The sequence below is a fragment of the Hanstruepera neustonica genome, assembly GCF_002895005.1.
In the GTDB taxonomy this organism is placed as follows: Bacteria; Bacteroidota; Bacteroidia; order Flavobacteriales; family Flavobacteriaceae; genus Hanstruepera; species Hanstruepera neustonica.
In genome coordinates this window covers 1-20389 of record NZ_POWF01000006.1, presented here as the reverse complement: position 1 = coordinate 20389, position 20389 = coordinate 1, and the positions used below count along the sequence as shown (strand labels likewise).

The window sequence follows — 20389 nt, the reverse complement described above, 5'->3', positions numbered from 1 at the left end:
GTGCTTAATTTGTTTAAAGAATATATTCAAAACAATCTACCTTTTCTACAAAAAAGTAAGATTCTTATTGCCATTTCTGGTGGATTGGATAGTGTGGTATTGACGCATTTATGTCATCAGTTAAAACTGAACATCAGCCTGGTACATTGTAATTTTAACTTACGAGGAAATGAAAGTGATGGTGATGAAGAATTTGTTTTGAGCCTGGCAGAAGATTGGGATTTAGAAGTTTTCGTTGATAGTTTCGATACCGAAACTTATGCCAATGAAAACAAACTTTCCACTCAAATGGCTGCTCGTGAATTACGATACAATTGGTTTACTGAATTGGCAGAGCAATTGCATTTTAATTACGTGTTGACCGCACATCATGCGGATGACAATCTGGAGACTTTTTTGATCAATTCATTGCGAGGGACAGGTTTGGATGGTCTGTTAGGTATTCCAGAAGTAAATAACATTTTTGTACGACCATTACTGCCGTTTTCTCGGGAAGACATATTAGATTATGCCACAGCAAACAATCTAAAATGGCGTGATGATAGTAGTAATGCTTCAACCAAATACCTTCGAAATAAATTGCGTCATGACGTGGTTCCTTTTCTTAAGGAAATAAATCCACAATTGTTACAGAGCCTATCTAAAACCCAAAATCATTTGCAGGACTCCAAAATTATTATTGAGGATTCTATGGCTCGAATCCAAAAGAAAGTTGTTTCTATTGAAGAGGATAACATCCTAATAGATATTAAAAAAGTTCAGAAATTATCGGATCCCAAAGTCTATTTATATGAATTACTTAAGGATTTTGGTTTCACAGAATGGGATGATGTGGCTGGTATTTTAAATGGTCAATCAGGCAAGTTGATACAATCCAGGTCACATAGGTTAATTAGGGACCGCAAGCATTTGATAGTTACCGAATTGCCATCGGAATCAAATTTTGAGAGTATTCAAATTAATGATGAAAATGATATTGTTGTTTTACCAATGGGTAATTTGAGTTTTGAAGAAGTTAATAAAATCTCAACAAAAGGCCTTTCGTCGATTTATGTTGATAAAGATTTGTTAAAATATCCGCTAACCGTAAGAAAATGGGAAAAAGGCGACTATTTTTATCCCTTTGGAATGACCGGGAAAAAGAAGTTGAGTAAATTCTTTAAAGACGAAAAATGGTCGTTACCTCAAAAAGAAGAGGCGCTGTTGTTGGTTTCCAATGACAATAAAATTATTTGGATCATTAACAGCCGCATGGATGATAGATTTAAACTAACTAACAATACGAATCAAATATTAAAAATTAGCTTCCAGAATGAAACGTAATATACTTTCTTTATTCATCGTATTATTTTCAATTTTTTCAGCTCAAGCACAGATTTTAGATCCGGTTAAATGGGAAACTAAAGTCGAAAAGTTGTCTGAATCAGAATACAATCTAATTTTTGAAGCTGATATTGAAGAACACTGGCATATGTATTCGCAAGAATTGCCAGAAGGTGGACCCATGCCAACCGAGTTTATTTTTGACTCTATAGATACGGTCGATAACTTCAAACTTATTGGTAAAGTGATGGAAAGTCCATATATCACGGCTTTTGATAAAGTGTTTGAGATGGATTTGAACTACTTTGATTATGAAGCGACCTTTACTCAAAAAATTGAACTGATCAATCAGGATTTAAAAGATATATCGGTTGATATTGCCTTTCAGGTTTGCGATGATGAAAAATGCCTCTATCCCCAAAAAACAGTAACCTTCAAATTAAATGGCTCTGAAACATCCTTAAATGAAATCATAAAGAAAGAACCAGAAGCGACCATTCAAGACGCCAATTCGCCCATATCCAAAGCTCCAGAAACGGATTCTAAAAGTTTGTGGAGTATCTTTTTTACAGCCTTCTTTTTAGGCTTTTTGGTTTTATTGACTCCTTGTGTGTTTCCGATGATTCCAATGACAGTAAGCTTTTTTACGAAACAAAGTAAAACAAGGGGACAAGGTATTAGAAACGCACTGTTATATGGCTTTTTTATTATTGTCATTTACACCTTATTAGGTACGGCAGTTTCAGCAATGTTTGGTAGCAATGCCATGTATGAATTTTCAACCGGTGTTACGTTCAACATGATTATGTTCATTGCCTTATTGGTTTTTGCCTTTTCATTTTTAGGGGCATTTGAAATCATGTTGCCTAACTCATGGGTTAATAAAGTGGATAGTGGTGCGAATAGAGGTGGAATTGTTGGGATTTTCTTTATGGCACTGGCATTGGCTGTTGTGTCATTTTCATGTACGTTTCCTATTGCAGGGACAGCCTTGTTAGACGCAGCAACCAAAGGTGGTATAGCCCCAATTATTAGTATGTTAGGTTTTTCTTCTGCTATTGCGTTGCCATTTGCCTTATTTGCCTTTTTTCCAAGTTGGTTAAATTCCTTACCGAAATCTGGAGGCTGGTTGAATACAGTCAAAGTTGTGCTAGGATTTTTGGAACTAGCCTTTGCCTTCAAATTTTTATCCATGGTCGATTTGGTATTGGAATGGCACTTTTTGGAACGCGAAGTATTTTTAGCCATTTGGATAGCCATTTTTGGAACACTAGGTCTGTATTTATTAGGAAAAATTCGATTGCCTCACGATTCGCCTTTAGAACACATTTCTGTAGGCAGACTGTGTATGGCATTGATAACCTTGGCATTTACCGTGTATATGATACCAGGTCTTTGGGGTGCACCTCTAAAATTAATTAGTGGATTTCCGCCACCTATGAGCACCAATAGCGAATCGCCATATGGTGTTGGGTACACGAAAAAGCAAGTGGCCAATGCTTCATCTGGTAAGCATTTGGATTTACCTGAAGGAGCTCATTATGGACCACATGATATTGTAGCGTTCCATGATTATGATACGGGATTGGCCTATGCTAAAAAAGTAAACAAGCCAGTCATGTTGGACTTCACCGGAATTACTTGTGTGAATTGTAGAAAAATGGAGGAGCAGGTATGGATTGATGATCGTATTTTCAACCTCTTGAACAACGAGCTTGTACTGATTTCCTTGTACGTTGATGATAGAAGAAAACTTCCTGCCAGTGAACAATATGAGTCTGAACTCACTGGAAATAAAATCACAACCTATGGTCACAAATGGTTAGAATACCAACAGTTAAATTATAATACCAATGCCCAACCCTTGTATGTTATTCAAAACACTAATGGCGATGATATTAGTAAGGCGGTTGCTTATACACCAAATGTGGATGAATATTATGATTGGTTAGTACAAGGTGTTGAAGCTTTTAAAAGACAATAAACTTATCTTTGGATATATAAAAGCGAGACTAGTTCTCGCTTTTTTTATGGAAATAAAGTAGCTTTACCAAAATAGAATTATGATACTTAAAGGTCAAATAGTAGACATCCCGAATAGACGCATTTTTAAAGGAGAAATTACTTTTAAAAATGGTAAAATAGCCAGCATTGTTGAAAAAGACCATAATGTCAACCATTTTATTTTACCTGGTTTTATTGATGCCCACATCCATATTGAAAGCTCTATGTTGGTGCCAAGTGAATTCGCTAGAGTTGCTGTTAAGCATGGAACCGTTGCAACAGTGTCTGACCCTCATGAAATTGCTAATGTTTTGGGAATTGAAGGCGTAAAATTCATGATTGAAAACGGTAAACAAACACCATTTAAATTCAATTTTGGAGCACCATCTTGCGTGCCAGCAACAAATTTTGAATCGGCTGGAGCTACTATAGATTCAGAAGGTATCAAGGAATTAATGGCAAATCCAGATATTAAGTATTTAGCCGAAATGATGAATTATCCGGGAGTAATTTTTGATGACGACGAAGTACTAAAAAAAATAAGCTGGGCAAAACAGTTTAATAAACCTTTGGATGGTCATGCCCCAGGATTACGAGGTAAAGACCTAACCAAATATATTAAAGCAGGCATTTCGACAGATCACGAATGTTTCACTTATGATGAAGGATTGGAGAAACTTCAAAAAGGCATGAAGATTTTAATCAGAGAGGGTAGTGCTGCCAAAAATTTTGAAGCTTTAATAGATTTGCTGCCTGAACATTATAACAATATGATGTTTTGTAGTGATGATAAGCACCCAGACGATTTATTGTTAGGGCATATCAATCAATTATGCGCCAGAGCAGTAAAAAAAGGAATTGATATTTTTAAAGTACTTCAAGCTGCTTGTATAAACCCAGTAAAACATTACAATTTAGATATAGGTCTTTTAAAAGTTGGTGACAAAGCCGATTGTATTGTTGTTGAAGACTTAAAAGATTTCAAAACTTTACAAACATATATAGATGGGCAATTGGTTTTTAATGAAGGTGAATCTAAAATTCGGTCTACGCCTTTTCAAATTCTGAATAATTTCAATACCCAAAAAAAATCTGTCCATGATTTTATAGTGGCATCCTCTACTGAAAAAATCCGCGTCATTGAAGCATTGGAAGGTCAATTGATAACCAATGAGCTTATTGAGAAAACCACTTCCAAAAATGGCAATTTAGTTTCCAATATTGAAAATGATGTTTTAAAGATGACGGTTGTTAATCGATATAATAATGATAAACCGGCTTTGGCTTTCATTAAAAATTTTGGATTAAAATCAGGTGCTATAGCCAGTTCGGTTGGCCATGATTCCCATAATATTATTGCTGTCGGTGTTTCTGATGAGATGATATGTAAGGCGGTAAATCTAATCATTGAAAACAAAGGCGGTGTCTGTGCCGTTTCTGAAGCTGATGAGCAAATAGTTCCGCTTCCTGTAGCTGGAATCATGAGTGGTCAAGATGCTGAAACCATTGGTAACGCTTATGCCAAATTGGATAAGATGGCGAAACAACTTGGAAGCACATTACATGCACCCTATATGACTCTAAGTTTTATGGCTTTATTGGTTATACCATCGTTAAAATTGAGTGATAAAGGCCTGTTTGACGGGACAAAGTTTCAATTTACATCATTGGAAGTCTAGATATGCCTATAGTAGAACCCTCATACAAAGCGCCTTTGTTTTTTAAAAATGGTCATGTATCAACCATTTATTCGGGATTGGTTCGTCGTGTTCATGGAGTCGAACAAAACAGAGAACGTATAACACTTCCTGACGAAGACTTTTTAGATTTGGATTGGAGTTTTGCAAATTCAAAAACCGATAAGCTTATCATTGTGTTACATGGCTTGGAAGGACATGCGCAACGACCCTATATGACAGGTGTTGCAAAGCTATTCAATAATAATGGTTTTGATGCTGTATGTGTCAATTTTAGAGGCTGTAGTGGTGAGGATAATTTAAAATATCGTTCGTATCATTCAGGTGCAACAGAGGATTTAGAAGCCATTCTCAATCATATTTTGGCAACCAAAACCTATTCCGAAATCACTTTAAATGGATTCAGTCTGGGCGGGAATATGTTACTAAAATACCTTGGAGAGCGTGATACTATTCCAAATGAAATAAAAGCAGCTATCGCTGTTTCAGTTCCTTGTGACTTACATGGTTCGTGTAAAGAGTTACATAAGTTCAAGAATGTGGCTTATCATGAAAATTTTAAAAAATATCTTGTTAACAGACTTCGCAAAAAACAAAAGAAGCATACTGATGCGTTATCTATTGAAGCAATAAATTCCATTAAAACGCTGAAGGATTTTGATGATGTCTACACATCCAAAGCACACGGCTTTTCAGACGCTTTAGATTATTATGCGCAATGTAGTAGTCTGCAGTTTCTACCTAATATCCATACACCAACCTTAATTATCAATGCCCTGAACGATTCCTTTTTGTCACCGGAATGTTACCCAGTTAAAGAAGCCAAGCAAAATCCTGATTTGTTTTTAGAAATGCCAAAGCATGGAGGTCACGTGGGTTTTCATTTGTATGGCAAGCATTATTATAATGAAAGGCGAGCTTTGGAGTTTGTTCTAGAAAAAGGTATACACTAAAATTAAATTAATCATCATATCTTGGTTTTTAATATATTAGAGCTATAATTCTTCCCTTTTGAATGAGTTTTAATTAAAATCTGAAACGATTAATTAAATTATGAAAAAATCAATTATAGTAGTAATTCTATTAGTTCTATTGTCTTGTAATTACAATGATCATAATATTATAACAAAGACAAAAATTGGTGTGTTTAAGTTGAATGATATTTTGACTAATTCTTATGATGACAAGGATTTTTATATTAAAGTTGATTCGAATAATAAAATCAATACAATTATTGTGTATTCAAATAAGTTCAAAACAAAAGATGGTTTTGGTGTAGGTAGTAATTTTGAAGATATTAAGAATCTAAAAGATGATGACAGCGAAGAAGGTTTATCATTATCTAAAGGAGATGTTGTGATTGGTAGTGTTGGTGATGCTGTAGTTTATGACAATATCTTATTTATTGATAACAATAAAGATAAAATTGTCGATTTGGTTATGGTGGCCAACAATTAGCTAATATAAATAACATTAAAATATATTTATTTTGATTAAAAATTTTAGTTGAATTTTCTTACTTTTATTTTAAACTAAATTTTAATGCTCAAAAAAGTCTTTGCTAGTGCGGTGTTTGGGGTTGAAGCGTCAACGGTTGTTGTTGAGGTGAATGTCGACAAAGGCATTGGATATCACTTGGTTGGGCTTCCAGATAATGCTATCAAGGAAAGTAATTTCCGGATAGCTGCTGCTCTGCAGAATAATGGTTATAAAATACCGGGTAAAAAGATTATCATTAACATGTCACCGGCCGATTTACGCAAAGAAGGTAGTGCTTATGATCTAACCTTGGCCATTGGTATTTTGACTGCATCAGACCAAATTAAAGCCGATAATTTAGAAGATTTCCTGATTATGGGCGAATTGTCCTTGGATGGTACCTTGCAACCCATTAAAGGCGCATTACCCATAGCCATTAAAGCACGTGAAGAAGGTTTTAAAGGTTTTATACTACCCAAGCAAAATGCCAAGGAAGCAGCAATCGTGAATAATTTGGAAGTTTATGGTGTCGATAACATTAAACAGGTCATTGATTATTTTGATAAAGGAGAGCCATTAGAACAAACCATTGTTAATACGCGAGAGGAGTTTGAGAAACAACTCAATTTCCCCGAGTTTGATTTTAGTGATGTCAAAGGTCAGGAGGGTATTAAGCGTTGTATGGAAATTGCAGCGGCAGGAGGGCATAACATCATTTTAATTGGTCCGCCAGGCGCTGGTAAAACCATGTTGGCTAAACGTCTACCGAGTATTCTACCACCCATGACATTGAGTGAAGCTTTAGAAACTACTAAAATTCACTCCGTAGTAGGTCGTGTTAAAGAAAATACCGGATTGATGTCCCAAAGACCCTTTAGAAGTCCACATCACACAATTTCGAACGTAGCACTTGTTGGAGGAGGCAGTTACCCACAACCGGGAGAAATATCCTTATCACATAATGGCGTTTTGTTTTTGGATGAATTGCCCGAATTTAAACGCGAAGTTTTGGAGGTTATGCGCCAACCATTGGAAGATCGGGAAGTCACGATATCTCGAGCAAAATTTACGGTGACTTATCCTTCATCTTTTATGTTGGTTGCCAGTATGAATCCAAGTCCCGGAGGTTATTTTAATGACCCAGACGCCCCAGTAACGTCTTCGCCAGCTGAAATGCAACGTTATTTAAGTAAGATATCTGGACCATTATTAGATAGAATTGATATTCATATTGAAGTGACACCAGTACCTTTTGAAAAATTATCGGATGATCGTAAAGCCGAATCATCAGTGGATATCAGAAAGCGCGTAACAGCTGCCCGCGAAATTCAAACCAAACGCTTTGAAGATTCTGACAAAGTGCATTACAATGCCCAAATGAATACCAAGCAAATTCGTAAATACTGTCAATTAGATGAAGCATCCTTACAGTTGTTGAAAACAGCTATGGAGCGTTTGAACCTATCGGCTAGAGCTTACGATCGGATTTTAAAAGTCGCTCGTACTATTGCGGATTTAGAACAGTCAGAGAATATCAATGGTAATCACATTAGTGAAGCCATTCAATATAGAAGTTTAGACAGGGAAGGTTGGCTAGGCTAATTTTTTTGTTAACTTTAAGAATATAAATAACCAAACAGAAATAAACATGAAAAAACTATCGTTATTAGTCATTGGTGCCTTAATAGGTGCTTTGGCAACCTACTATTTATGTCCGAGTTGTGCTGGGACAACAGAAATGGCTGCAGCACCAATTGTAAAACCTTCAGGTGTTATTACATCTAGCCAAGCTAAAGTCTTGAGTTCAGCTTATAATGTTCGTTATAATTTAGTTAGTGACTCTATATTTGGAGGTCCTAATTTAGATAATCGCTCGTCTTGGTATTCTTTGGTTGACATGAATAATTATTTGCGTTATGCCGATAGCCAAGCAACAGCTTTAGGTTATGATATGGATGGTATTCGCATTTATCTAGGTGCACATCCAGATGGTAAAACACCTGGCTATACCACTATGTTTATGGTGCCAACTGGTAGTGAGTCGTTATCGGAAGGAAATAGTTCATTCTTAAACTTTAAACGTGTTGGAGGTGGTGATATTCCTGGAGGTGATGGCTTGGATAACGGTGATCCTGGTGACCCTCCGAGTGCCAATTACCCTAACTAATTTTAATGAAAGAATTCTTAATAAATTTTTATCCTATAATTCATAAGTCAGTTATTGCCATGTCTGTAATAACTGGCTTAATTGTATTAAAAAATTACAAAAGCATTACATCTAGATATTTTATTTATTTTTTGTGTTATGTTTTGCTTTTTGAATTAATTGCGTCTTATCCACGATATGCTATTCGTTTTGGACTTCAGGATTATATAAAAGATACATTGTTCGAAAAAAATTTTTGGGTATATAACATTTGTTGGTCTATAGGAAGTACTATTTTCTTCTCTTGGTATTTCTATAACAATATTAAATCTTTAATGTCTAAAAGAATAATAAAATACGTAACAGTTTTGTTTTTGTTTTTCTCTTGTGGGTATATGCTTTTTAGTTTTAACAATTTTATGGCTACTAATGCTAAACCAATTTTGTTGTCACATGTTTTTATAATAATAATTTGTGCGTTGCTTTATTTTTTAGAAATGTTAAATTCTGAAAAGCTGCTAAACTTTTACAAGACATTGAGCTTTTATGTGGCGACTGGAATTTTTATTTGGATGATAATTGAAACTCCATTGATTTTTTTTGATAGATATTCAACCAAGTCAGACATGGACTATGTTGTTTTGAAATGGACCATAAGACTTTTGATAAATGTATTTATGTACTCATTATTTACCTTTGCTTTAATATATTGCAGACCGAAGCATGATTAACTTTATTATATCACAAAATCAACCAGTTACAACCGTAGCAGAAAGGTATTTACTAATTTATATGTTAGTGGTATTAACATTTATTACTGCTTTGTTTATCATTTTTTTTATTGTTTTTCAAAAGCGAAAAAACAAACTTATTTTAGATAAAATAAAACAACAACAAGCATTTGAAGAAGAAATTTCCAATACCCAAATTGAAATTCAAGAACAAACTCTTAAGAATATTGGTCAAGAATTACATGACAATATTGGTCAGTTACTGTCTGTAGCCAATATGCAATTGAGTATTATGGCTACTTCAGTTGATGAAGCTATTAAAGAACAATTTACAGAAACCAAAGATGTTGTTAAGGATAGCTTACGAGAAGTAAGGGCTTTGTCCAAATCATTAAATACCGATGTTATTGCTAACAAGGGATTTCAGGAGTCTGTTCAAAATGAAATTGATAGATTGAATAGGTTACAAATATTAAACGCAACGTTAACCGTTGAAGGCAATTCTGAATTATTTCAAAATCAAAAGGACAGTATCATTTTATTTAGAATATTTCAGGAGTTTTTATCCAATACTATAAAATATGCTTCCGCAGAAAATTTTTTGGTATCGATTCAATATTTGGAAGATCGATTAATCTTGGATGCCAGAGATGATGGTAAAGGATTCAATTCCAAAACGGTTGAAAATGGGGCAGGCTTATTAAATATGAAAAATAGAGCCGATTTAATTAATGCGCAATTCAAGTTGGATTCTAGAGAAGGCAAAGGAACCTCATTGAAAATTGATTACCCTTACAGAAAAGCACAACAAATCAATTTATAAACAAGCGTCCCAAACAGGGTCTTTAGGGAGTGGTGCCATAACTGATATGGATTCATTAGAAACGGGATGGTTGAATTCTAATTTTCGAGCATGTAAACTAATACTACCATCTTTGTTACTTCTATCAAATCCATACTTTAAATCTCCTTTTATTGGGCAACCAATACTAGCAAGTTGACTTCGTATTTGATGGTGCCGACCAGTTTCCAAGGAAATTTCCAATAGAATATAGTTGTCTAAAGCTCGGATAACTTTATAGTGAAGAATGGCTTTTTTGGAACCTTCCGTTTCTTTGATATAGGCTGTGGATTTATTATTTTTTGGATTCTTTTTTAGCCAATGCACCAATGTGCCTTCTGTGTTACTGGGTACGTTTTTCACCAATGCCCAATAAGTTTTACTTGCTTTTTTTTCAGCAAAGAGTTTGTTTAGTCGTGGTAAGGCTTTACTGGTTTTTGAAAACAAGACAATACCAGTTGTTGGTCTATCTAGCCTATGGACAACTCCTAGATAAACATTGCCAGGTTTGTTGTATTTGTCTTTTAAATAGTCTTTAATGACATCACTTAATGGTTTGTCACCAGTTTTATCGCCTTGAACAATATCACCAGCACGTTTATTGACAATAATAATATGATTGTCTTCATATAAAACTTGAAGATTGTCCTTATTGGAAAGAGTTTTTGACACTAGTATTGTTCTTTGTCACTTGGGAAGTCCTGTGATTTAACATCATCAACATATTGCGAAATGGCATTGGTCATCTCTTCATAAAGATTCATATATCTGCGTAGAAATCGAGGATTAAATTCATGGGTCATACCAATCATGTCATGTAGTACCAATACCTGTCCATCGACGCCATTACCAGCACCAATACCAATGACGGGAATACTCACACTTTCAGCTACTTCTTGAGCCAGTTTTGCTGGTATTTTTTCTAATACAATAGCAAAGCATCCTGCTTTTTCTAGCATTAAGGCATCCTCTTTTAGTTTATTAGCTTCTTCTTCTTCTTTAGCTCTAACGGTATAGGTTCCAAATTTATAGATAGATTGTGGTGTCAAACCGAGATGGCCCATAACAGGTATTCCTGCATTTAAAATTCGCTTTATAGATTCTTTAATTTCTTTACCACCTTCCAGTTTAACGGCATGCCCACCTGATTCTTTCATTATTCTGATAGCAGATCGAAGCGCCTCTTTAGGGTCACTTTGGTAACTACCGAATGGTAAATCAACAACCACTAAAGCTCGATTTATGGCTCTAATTACGGATGACGCATGATAAATCATTTGATCCAGCGTAATAGGTAGGGTTGTTTCATGGCCTGCCATAACATTACTGGCTGAATCACCAACTAGAATGACATCAACACCTGCGCCATCAACAATTTTAGCCATGGTATAATCGTAAGCAGTAAGCATGGAAATTTTCTCACCATTCGATTTCATATCAACCAACGTTTTGACCGTTATTCTTTTGTATTCTTCTTTTGCAACAGACATAATGATGTTTTAGAATTTCTAGTTTGTAAAAATACTAAATAGATATTTAGTGTTAAACTTTTCTTTAAACGATTATCAATATATCATTGATGTAGTACATTAGTTGAAACTAAACTAATTATGCAACGATTTATTTTCTATTTAACGGTATTATTATCTTCTACTATGATGGCTCAAGAGTCAGCCGAACTGGATGCCGAACAAACCATTAAAACTTTTTTTGAAGGATTTCACAAAGGAGACACCACACTTATGAAATCAGTTATGATGGATAAGGTTTTAATGCAAACTGTTTACAAGACCCAAGAAGGTAAAGACGTTTTAGTTACCGATGAACCTGGTAAACTAATTACCGCAGTGGCAACACGTCCAGCCGACCAAAAATGGGAAGAAAAAATATTGGGTTATTCCGTTCAGGTGGATGGTAATATGGCCAATGTTTGGACACCTTATGAGTTTTGGTTTAATGGTAATTTCAGTCATTGTGGTGTTAACTCATTTCAGCTGTTTCATGACAATGGCACCTGGAAAATTATTTATCTTATTGACACTAGAAGACGACAAGGTTGTCAAGATTGATTATATGTATTGCTTAACAATCAGATAGGTTAACACCAACGGCTAAACCACCTTCACTGGTTTCCTTGTATTTAGAGTTCATGTCCTTGGCAGTCTCCCACATGGTTTGTACTACTTTGTCCAAGGGTACTTTGACGTTATTTGGATCCGTATCCAATGCTAATTCTGAAGCGTTAATGGCTTTAATAGCTCCCATGGCGTTACGCTCTATACAGGGTATTTGAACTAAGCCGCCTATTGGATCACAGGTCATACCTAAATGATGTTCCATGGCGATTTCTGCCGCGATCAATACCTGTTCAGGAGTACCACCTTGTAGTTCACAAAGTGCAGCAGCAGCCATAGCCGATGACACCCCAATTTCTGCTTGACAGCCTCCCATGGCAGCCGAAATGGTTGCTCCCTTTTTAAAGATACTACCTATTTCACCTGCTACTAGCAAAAAGCGCTTGATATCATCAAAATTACCATCATGGTTTTCAATTACTAAATAGTACATTAAAACAGCAGGAATAACGCCAGCACTACCATTGGTAGGAGCTGTGACTACCCGGCCAAGTGAGGCATTCACTTCATTGACCGCCAATGCAAAACAACTAACCCATTTAATGATTTGCCGAAATTTAACTTCCGTATTTCTGATGGATTGAATCCACTCAATCGGATCATTGTATGGAGTATCCCCAATTAGGTTTTTGTGTATGTCAAAGGCGCGTCGTCTAACATTTAAGCCTCCGGGTAAACTACCTTCGGTGTGGCAGCCCAAATACATACATTCTAACATGGTGTTCCATATACGTTGTAACTCAAAATCAATGGTATCTTCTGATCTTATAGATTTTTCATTTTCTAAAACAATACCTGAAATGGGTAACTGTAATTGATTGCAAAAACGTAATAATTGATCACCGTTTTCAACAGGATATGGGAATGTACAGTAAAAAATAATTTTATTGGCTTTGGATATTTTACGCTCCTCCTGAACCACAAATCCGCCACCAATAGAGTAGTAGGTAGACTTGTAGCCTCTGCCATTGATAGTAGCTGTAAACGTCATACCGTTTGAATGAAATGGCAAGAACTTTTTGTTAAATATAATATCCGTTTTTGGATTGAACTTTATGGTTTTTTCATTGTTAAAGATGATATTACCAGAGTTGGAAATAGCCTTGATAACCACATCAATGCTTTCAGTGGGAATAAGTTCAGGATCGGCACCACTTAAACCAAGCATGACTGCCAAATCCGTGGCATGTCCTTTTCCGGTTAAAGATAAAGAACCGTAGAGATCAACCTTGATGCTTTCAACTTTGTTAAATCTATTTTTGTCCTTTAATTCCTTAATCCAGCGTTCAGCAGCTCGCCAAGGTCCTAAAGTATGAGAACTTGATGGCCCAACGCCAATTTTTAGCATGTCAAAAACCGAAATAGACTCCATAAAAGCGATTCATTATTTTAAGTCACAAATATACATTTAGTTCTCTACGGTAACATATAAAAAGGATGATTCCTAATTAATGTTTTGTGAATTCCTTAATGTTATAAGCACTCATGACAGCATTCAGATCAGTATGGAGTTGTTTACCAACATCTTCGGCAGGCACAACAATAACTCTGAAGACTTGATTTTGAGTCCATACGGGATCCAATAAATTAAAATTTATTGTGCCATCAAGAAAGAAACTAACGTCTTCTCTAGTAAAGTCATAATTGTAAACCAAAGATCCTTCGTCAAACTCCACTGTTTGTGGTAACAAACGCCAAATTTCTTGACCGTTTATGACATCCCATAAAATGTAAACTAGGACACCATCGGCAGGATATAAAGTAAACCCATAGGGTTCTATATATTCATAATTATTAGCCGAATTAAAATCTATTTCAATTTCGAAGGCTGGAGCAATTATAGTACCACCGTCTTGACCTGGAGGTCCTTGAGGTCCTTCGCAAGAGATGATTGTAACACTTAAAAATGTTATTAGAACAAACAATGTTTTTTTCATAATAGATTCGTTTTTGATTTGCACTTAAATGTAATAATAATTATTAGAAAGCTTGAATGTTAGAAAGAATCTTATTTGCAATATGACATCGTGTCATATTTTTTGTCATGGCACAATCATTGACTTATACATTCCGAATTAAATTGAACACAACGTTTCCGGGAATTCGGAAATTATTAAACAAATAAAAACAAATTATGAGTAAAATTATTGGAATCGATTTAGGTACAACAAACTCTTGTGTTTCTGTAATGGAAGGTAATGAGCCTGTTGTAATTCCTAACGCAGAAGGTAAGCGTACAACACCATCTGTAATCGCTTTCGTAGAAGGTGGTGAAATTAAAGTTGGTGACCCTGCAAAGCGCCAAGCAGTAACTAACCCAACTAAAACCGTTTATTCTATTAAGCGTTTTATGGGTAATAAATATTCTGAATCTAAAAAAGAAGCAGAACGTGTACCTTATAAAGTAGTTAAAGGTGATAACGATACACCACGAGTTGATATTGATGGTCGTTTATATACACCTCAAGAATTATCGGCTATGATTCTTCAAAAAATGAAGAAAACAGCTGAAGATTATTTAGGACAAGATGTGAGCCGTGCTGTCATTACAGTGCCAGCTTATTTTAACGATTCGCAGCGTCAAGCTACAAAAGAAGCTGGAGAAATTGCAGGTTTAAAAGTTGAGCGTATTATCAATGAGCCTACTGCAGCAGCCTTGGCTTATGGATTGGATAAAAAAGGAACTGACCAAAAAATTGTGGTTTTTGACTTTGGTGGAGGTACTCATGACGTATCGATCCTTGAATTAGGAGATGGTGTTTTTGAAGTATTATCAACTGACGGTGATACCCATTTAGGTGGTGACGATGTAGATGAAAAAATCATCAATTGGTTAGCAGACGAGTTCAATGCTGAAGAAGGCATGGATTTACGTAAAGACCCTATGGCATTACAACGTCTTAAGGAGGCAGCTGAAAAAGCAAAAATTGAATTATCATCGTCTGCGCAAACAGAAATCAACTTGCCTTACGTAACAGCTACAGCTAGCGGACCAAAGCACTTGGTACGTACATTAACACGTTCTAAATTTGAGCAGTTAATTGACGATTTAGTTAAACGTACTATTGAACCATGTGAGTCTGCGTTAAAAGCAGCAGGTTTAAGTAAGAGTGATATAGACGAAGTTATTTTAGTTGGTGGTTCTACACGTATTCCTGCAGTACAAGAAGCTGTAGAAAAATTCTTTGGTAAAAAACCAAGTAAAGGTGTAAACCCAGACGAGGTTGTATCACTAGGAGCTGGAATCCAAGGTGGTGTATTAACAGGTGATGTAAAAGACGTTCTTTTGTTAGATGTAACACCATTATCATTGGGTATTGAAACCATGGGTAACGTAATGACCAAGTTAATTGAAGCGAATACTACCATTCCAACAAAGAAGAGTCAAGTATTCTCGACAGCTGCTGACAATCAGCCTTCAGTGGAAATTCATGTTTTACAAGGTGAGCGTCCAATGGCTGCAGATAACAAAACAATTGGTCGTTTCCATTTGGATGGAATTCCACCAGCTCAAAGAGGTGTGCCACAAATTGAAGTAACATTTGATATTGATGCTAATGGTATTATTAAAGTATCAGCAACTGATAAGGCCACTGGTAAGTCTCAGGACATCAGAATTGAAGCATCTTCAGGATTAACTGAAGAAGAAATCCAAAAGATGAAGCAAGAAGCTGAAGCCAATGCAGATGCAGATGCTAAAGCAAAAGAAACTGCTGATAAACTAAACAGTGCCGATGCCATGATTTTCCAAACGGAAAAACAGTTAAGCGAATTTGGCGACAAGTTATCTGATGATAAAAAGAAACCAATTGAAGAGGCACTTGAAGAATTGAAGAAAGCTTACGAAACAAAAGATATCGCAGTAATTGATCCAGCTTTAGAAAAAATAAACGAAGCTTGGAAAGTAGCTAGTGAAGAAATGTACAAAGCACAAGCCGAAGCACAACAAAGTGGAGCAGGAGCAGAGCAACCTCAAGGCGATGCAGGAGCATCTAACGAAGGTAGCGATGTAGAAGATGTAGATTTCGAAGAAGTTAAATAAGTTGACAATTAGCGTATAGTTAATAATTAATAGTTGAAAACGCAACCAGAAATGGTTGCGTTTTTGTTTGTTAGAATCTAATGTGGACTACAAAAAACGAATAATTCTTACAAAAAAATTGCATTTCATCGAAAAAATAATACATTTTAAAGACTAAATTACTTGGTTATCTACTTTTAACCACCAATTTAATAGCAAAGATTATGAAACCAAATCTACTTTTCTTATCCATTTTGATGATATTTTTACCTAAAGTAATGATCTCACAAGAATTATTAGTTGAAATTTCGCTTCAAGAACAAATTGCCAAGGCCTCTAAAGTTGTTGAAGGGGAAGTTGTGATGAGCGAATCTTTTTGGAATGATGCTCAAGATAACATCTATACCAGACATAGAATTCAGATAAGTAAAGTATTTAAAGGTGTTAGTGCCAATGAAATTGATATTATTACACTTGGTGGTGTAGTGGGATTGGAGGCCATGGTTGTCTCTAATGCTTTGGAACTCGATGAAGGTGATATGGGTGTTTTTATTTTAAATGATACACCAAACTCGGAATTTAATAGAGATAATATTAATAGTTACATACCTTACAGCGATATACAGAGTTTTTATAAGTATAGTGCCGAGCTCAATTTAGCTGCCAATATTTTCAAAAGTTATTCCGGAATTATCAATAATTTTCACCAAGTAATTACAACTGAATTAGGAAGACCATATACCGTAATTTCAGATTCTCCAATTGATTCTAACATAAATGCTATCAATGCAAATAGATCAAGTTCTTCATTGCCAGTTATTTCATCATTTTCAAGTTATAATACAACGGCTGGAACAAAAACTATATTGACAATTAATGGCTCTGGTTTTGGAACCGAAATGCCAACAGTAGGTTTCTGTGATGCTAATTATGGTGGCGCCTTGTTTTATGACGTAGGTCCAGCTCAAATTGTAAGTTGGAGTGATACTGAAATTGAAGTGGAAATACCAGATAGAGCAGGTACTGGCGCTGTTAGGGTAATGAATTCAGACAATCAATACGGATATTCAACAACAGATCTTACTGTTGATTTTGCTCAAATCAATTTAGATTACAATAATATAGCCTACCAGACGCAACATATCAATACCAATAATGAAGGTGGTTTTACATGGCAAATGAATACTGATTTTGAATCCTCATTGGCTGTAGACCCATTTGTAAGAGGGTTGGATTCTTGGTCATGTGAATCTGGAATCAATTGGGATGTTGCCTTGAATACGACGACGGCTAATTCATCATCTAATGATGGTATCAATGTCGTGACTTTTGATGATGCCAGCCCATTACCACCAGGTGTTTTAGGTAGATGCACATCAAGATATTCAGGTTGCCCATTTAATGGTGAAGTGAAATGGTATGTTGATGAAATGGATATTGTTTTTAACAGCTCTATTAACTGGAATTTTTCAACAAGTCCACCTGCCAGTAACGAGGTTGATTTTGAGAGTGTTGCTGTACATGAATTAGGACACGGTCAGCAGTTGGGTCACGTTATTAATGATGCTGAAGTTATGCATTTCTCAATGGCAGCCAACGTAGTTTCAAGGACGTTGAGTCCTAATGATATACAAGGAGCTAATGATATTCAAGATAGAAGTAGTACTATACAAATTTGCGGTCAAAGTCTGATGGAAGATTCGAGCTGTTCGACCTTGTCAACTACTGATGTGTCGTTTACAGATCAGATTATTATTTATCCAAACCCTGTTACTTCGGGAGTAATTAATATAAAGTCTGCAAATGAAACTAGGGTTGAAAACATGAGACTTTACAATACCGTTGGTGAACTAATTACATCAAAAGAATTTGTAAATAATGGTTCTGTAAATCAATTGCATGTCTCCACATTAAGTACGGGGCTTTATGTATTACAGATTGAAACCAATCAAGGAATTGTCAGTAAAAAAATACTTTTGAATTAATCAAAGTGTAATTTTTGAGCTTTGATTCTTAATTTACTGATTGATGGTCAGAATTTTCTTCAATTTAGTTTAGCGGTTTAACTGCATAATAGGTATTTTATCTAATATCGAAGCTATGTTTGCAACTAACTCACACAAAATCATATATTTGAGTTCATTAATTTCCCTTAATTTTAATAATTAGGTTAATAGCACATTTCATAAGATAACGATTAATAGCAATTGTTCCATCTTTACAGTTATATGGGTTTTCCATTTAACTTTTGAATGTGCCTACTTATGTATTAGGCTATTATCAACTAATACACAAGTAATTATGAGAAACTTCAACTTTTTTAATCCTTATTTTCTCAAGGATTATTCTAAAAAACTGTTTACAACATTTTTGATGGTTTTTGCTTTAGTAGCATTTAACATTGAAACGGTTTCTGCACAATGTTCAGAACCACAATGTCAAGCAGATGTAAACGGAAATGGACCGAGTCCATGCGATGCTAAACTTTATTGTTCGAATAGTGGTTCGACAACCAATGGTATAATCGCCTGCACGCAGGCAGCTGATACAGATGGTTGTGGTGTTCAAACTACAACACCAATTGGTAATTTTGTTGATTCGGGATTTTTACCACTTTTTGCCAACCAAGTTCCAGCAAATGAGTCCAGTTGTTATATTGATCCAGAAGATAATCAACCTTATGATTATGTTCAATGGATAAAATTTGCTACACCAGAGTTTATCAATTCGGTCAAATTGCAAGGTGTCGGTCAAATGGAAGCATGGACGGTTTTCTATGCTGGTACGTCTTCTCCTGAAGATGTTGTTAATCCTGCAGCAGATTGTAATGCGCTTATTAACTCTCTAGATTATGTTGAAGGTGCTTGCAGTGCTCAAAACCAATGGAAAACATGGATTAATGAAGATGCAGTTGTAGCTGCTGGTGTTGTCAATGTTTATTATATAGCATTATTTTATAATCAATCAAGCGTAGAAAATGGTGGAGATATAAATTTCAAAACGAAAGACTGTGAAAATATTTATGTATGTGAACCTGAAGTGTTTTGTCCTCAAACAGACCTTACTTTTTGTGAAGGTTCAGGAGACGATAGTCAAGATGGCACCATTGAAACCTGGTTAAATGGTTTTTCTAATAGCGATTGTGAAAATATGCTTGTTTGGACTCTAACAGGTGAAGGTATAAATACAACTTTTGATGGATTTGCCTCAACTATAGCTGGTTTAAATGCTGGAAATTATACACTTACTAATTCATTGGTAAACGGTAATGGTGTTACTATTGCTTCGTGTTCTTCTAACATTTTAATTTATGATTTAACTGATGATGTCGATGATAGTGTTACCGTATGTCCCGGTGAATCATATACTTGGTCTTACAATGGATTATCATATTTTGCTACTGATAGTCCAGTTGTATTAAATGAAACTGATCAAAATGGATGCTCTTACACAGCAACATTAACAATTAGCGAATATGATCAAACCGAAGATGATAATAGAAACGAAACGGTATGTCCTGGTTTATCATACACATGGAATATTGACGGACAGGATTACGAAGTATTTGCAACAGATGGAACAGTTACCGTTGTATCACAAGATCAAAACGGCTGTGATTACAACATTAATTTATCTGTAAGCGAATATGACCAAACCGAAGATGACAATAGAAACGAAACGGTATGTCCTGGTTTATCATATACATGGAATATCGACGGACAGGATTACGAGGTATTTGCAACAGATGGAACGGTTACCGTTGTTTCACAAGATCAAAACGGCTGTGATTACAACATTAATTTATCTGTAAGCGAATATGACCAAACCGAAGATGACAATAGAAACGAAACGGTATGTCCTGGTTTATCATATACATGGAATATTGACGGACAGGATTACGAGGTATTTGCAACAGATGGAACGGTTACCGTTGTTTCACAAGATCAAAACGGCTGTGATTACAACATTAATTTATCTGTAAGCGAATATGACCAAACCGAAGATGACAATA

General features: G+C 35.4%; 17 protein-coding genes. 13 read left to right on the top strand and 4 right to left on the bottom strand.

Features of this window, described 5'->3' with window-relative positions:
• The 9 genes from tilS to C1T31_RS09560 all read left to right on the top strand — a co-directional run bounded on the left by tilS (position 1) and on the right by C1T31_RS09560 (position 10203).
• Positions 1–1323 (top strand): tRNA lysidine(34) synthetase TilS, encoded by a 1323-nt coding sequence (gene tilS / locus C1T31_RS09600; RefSeq protein ID WP_103052393.1) that lies wholly within the window; start codon positions 1–3, stop codon positions 1321–1323.
• A complete protein-coding gene (locus tag C1T31_RS09595) occupies positions 1313–3307 on the top strand; it encodes a protein-disulfide reductase DsbD family protein (RefSeq protein ID WP_103052286.1) in 1995 nt (664 codons plus the stop codon). The genes tilS and C1T31_RS09595 overlap by 11 nt, the downstream gene beginning before the upstream one ends.
• 79 nt (positions 3308–3386) lie before the next feature.
• Complete coding sequence (gene ade / locus C1T31_RS09590) at positions 3387–5006, top strand: adenine deaminase (protein ID WP_103052285.1); 1620 nt, start codon at positions 3387–3389, stop codon at positions 5004–5006.
• Between the two features lie 2 nt (positions 5007–5008).
• Positions 5009–5977 (top strand): YheT family hydrolase, encoded by a 969-nt coding sequence (locus C1T31_RS09585; RefSeq protein ID WP_103052284.1) that lies wholly within the window; start codon positions 5009–5011, stop codon positions 5975–5977.
• 100 nt (positions 5978–6077) lie between these two features.
• The gene (locus C1T31_RS09580) at positions 6078–6482 is read left to right on the top strand and encodes a hypothetical protein (protein WP_103052283.1); all 405 of its coding nucleotides are present in this window, start codon (positions 6078–6080) and stop codon (positions 6480–6482) included.
• Positions 6483–6566: 84 nt separating this feature from the next.
• Positions 6567–8105 (top strand): YifB family Mg chelatase-like AAA ATPase, encoded by a 1539-nt coding sequence (locus tag C1T31_RS09575; RefSeq protein ID WP_103052282.1) that lies wholly within the window; start codon positions 6567–6569, stop codon positions 8103–8105.
• Between the two features lie 46 nt (positions 8106–8151).
• Positions 8152–8670, top strand: coding sequence for a hypothetical protein (locus C1T31_RS09570; RefSeq protein WP_103052281.1), 519 nt, complete (start codon positions 8152–8154; stop codon positions 8668–8670).
• Positions 8671–8675: 5 nt separating this feature from the next.
• Positions 8676–9380, top strand: coding sequence for a hypothetical protein (locus C1T31_RS09565; protein WP_123912657.1), 705 nt, complete (start codon positions 8676–8678; stop codon positions 9378–9380).
• Positions 9373–10203, top strand: a complete 831-nt coding sequence (locus C1T31_RS09560; RefSeq protein ID WP_243398923.1) for a sensor histidine kinase — start codon at positions 9373–9375, stop codon at positions 10201–10203. Before C1T31_RS09565 ends, C1T31_RS09560 begins: the two co-directional genes overlap by 8 nt.
• Here C1T31_RS09560 and C1T31_RS09555 read toward each other — a convergent pair.
• Positions 10198–10893: an RluA family pseudouridine synthase gene (locus C1T31_RS09555; RefSeq protein WP_103052279.1), complete on the bottom strand. Its 696-nt coding sequence runs from the start codon at positions 10891–10893 to the stop codon at positions 10198–10200. The two genes, C1T31_RS09560 and C1T31_RS09555, sit on opposite strands and share 6 nt — an antisense overlap.
• Complete coding sequence (panB, locus tag C1T31_RS09550) at positions 10893–11711, bottom strand: 3-methyl-2-oxobutanoate hydroxymethyltransferase (protein ID WP_103052278.1); 819 nt, start codon at positions 11709–11711, stop codon at positions 10893–10895. The genes C1T31_RS09555 and panB overlap by 1 nt, the downstream gene beginning before the upstream one ends.
• Before the next feature lie 120 nt (positions 11712–11831).
• Here panB and C1T31_RS09545 point away from each other — a divergent pair, with 120 nt between their 5' ends.
• Positions 11832–12290, top strand: a complete 459-nt coding sequence (locus C1T31_RS09545; protein WP_103052277.1) for a nuclear transport factor 2 family protein — start codon at positions 11832–11834, stop codon at positions 12288–12290.
• 13 nt (positions 12291–12303) lie between these two features.
• Here C1T31_RS09545 and C1T31_RS09540 read toward each other — a convergent pair whose 3' ends face one another.
• On the bottom strand, positions 12304–13728 hold the full coding sequence (locus tag C1T31_RS09540) for an L-serine ammonia-lyase (protein WP_103052276.1): 1425 nt from the start codon (positions 13726–13728) through the stop codon (positions 12304–12306).
• Between the two features lie 76 nt (positions 13729–13804).
• Positions 13805–14293, bottom strand: coding sequence for a hypothetical protein (locus C1T31_RS09535; RefSeq protein WP_103052275.1), 489 nt, complete (start codon positions 14291–14293; stop codon positions 13805–13807).
• A gap of 197 nt (positions 14294–14490) precedes the next feature.
• Between C1T31_RS09535 and dnaK the strand changes: the two genes are divergently transcribed.
• The 3 genes from dnaK to C1T31_RS09520 all read left to right on the top strand — a co-directional run.
• Positions 14491–16398 (top strand): molecular chaperone DnaK, encoded by a 1908-nt coding sequence (gene dnaK / locus C1T31_RS09530; RefSeq protein ID WP_103052274.1) that lies wholly within the window; start codon positions 14491–14493, stop codon positions 16396–16398.
• A gap of 203 nt (positions 16399–16601) precedes the next feature.
• A complete protein-coding gene (locus C1T31_RS09525) occupies positions 16602–18362 on the top strand; it encodes a T9SS type A sorting domain-containing protein (RefSeq protein WP_103052273.1) in 1761 nt (586 codons plus the stop codon).
• A gap of 316 nt (positions 18363–18678) precedes the next feature.
• A partial coding sequence (locus tag C1T31_RS09520) for a hypothetical protein (RefSeq protein WP_133158363.1) occupies positions 18679–20389 on the top strand: 1711 nt, incomplete at its 3' end.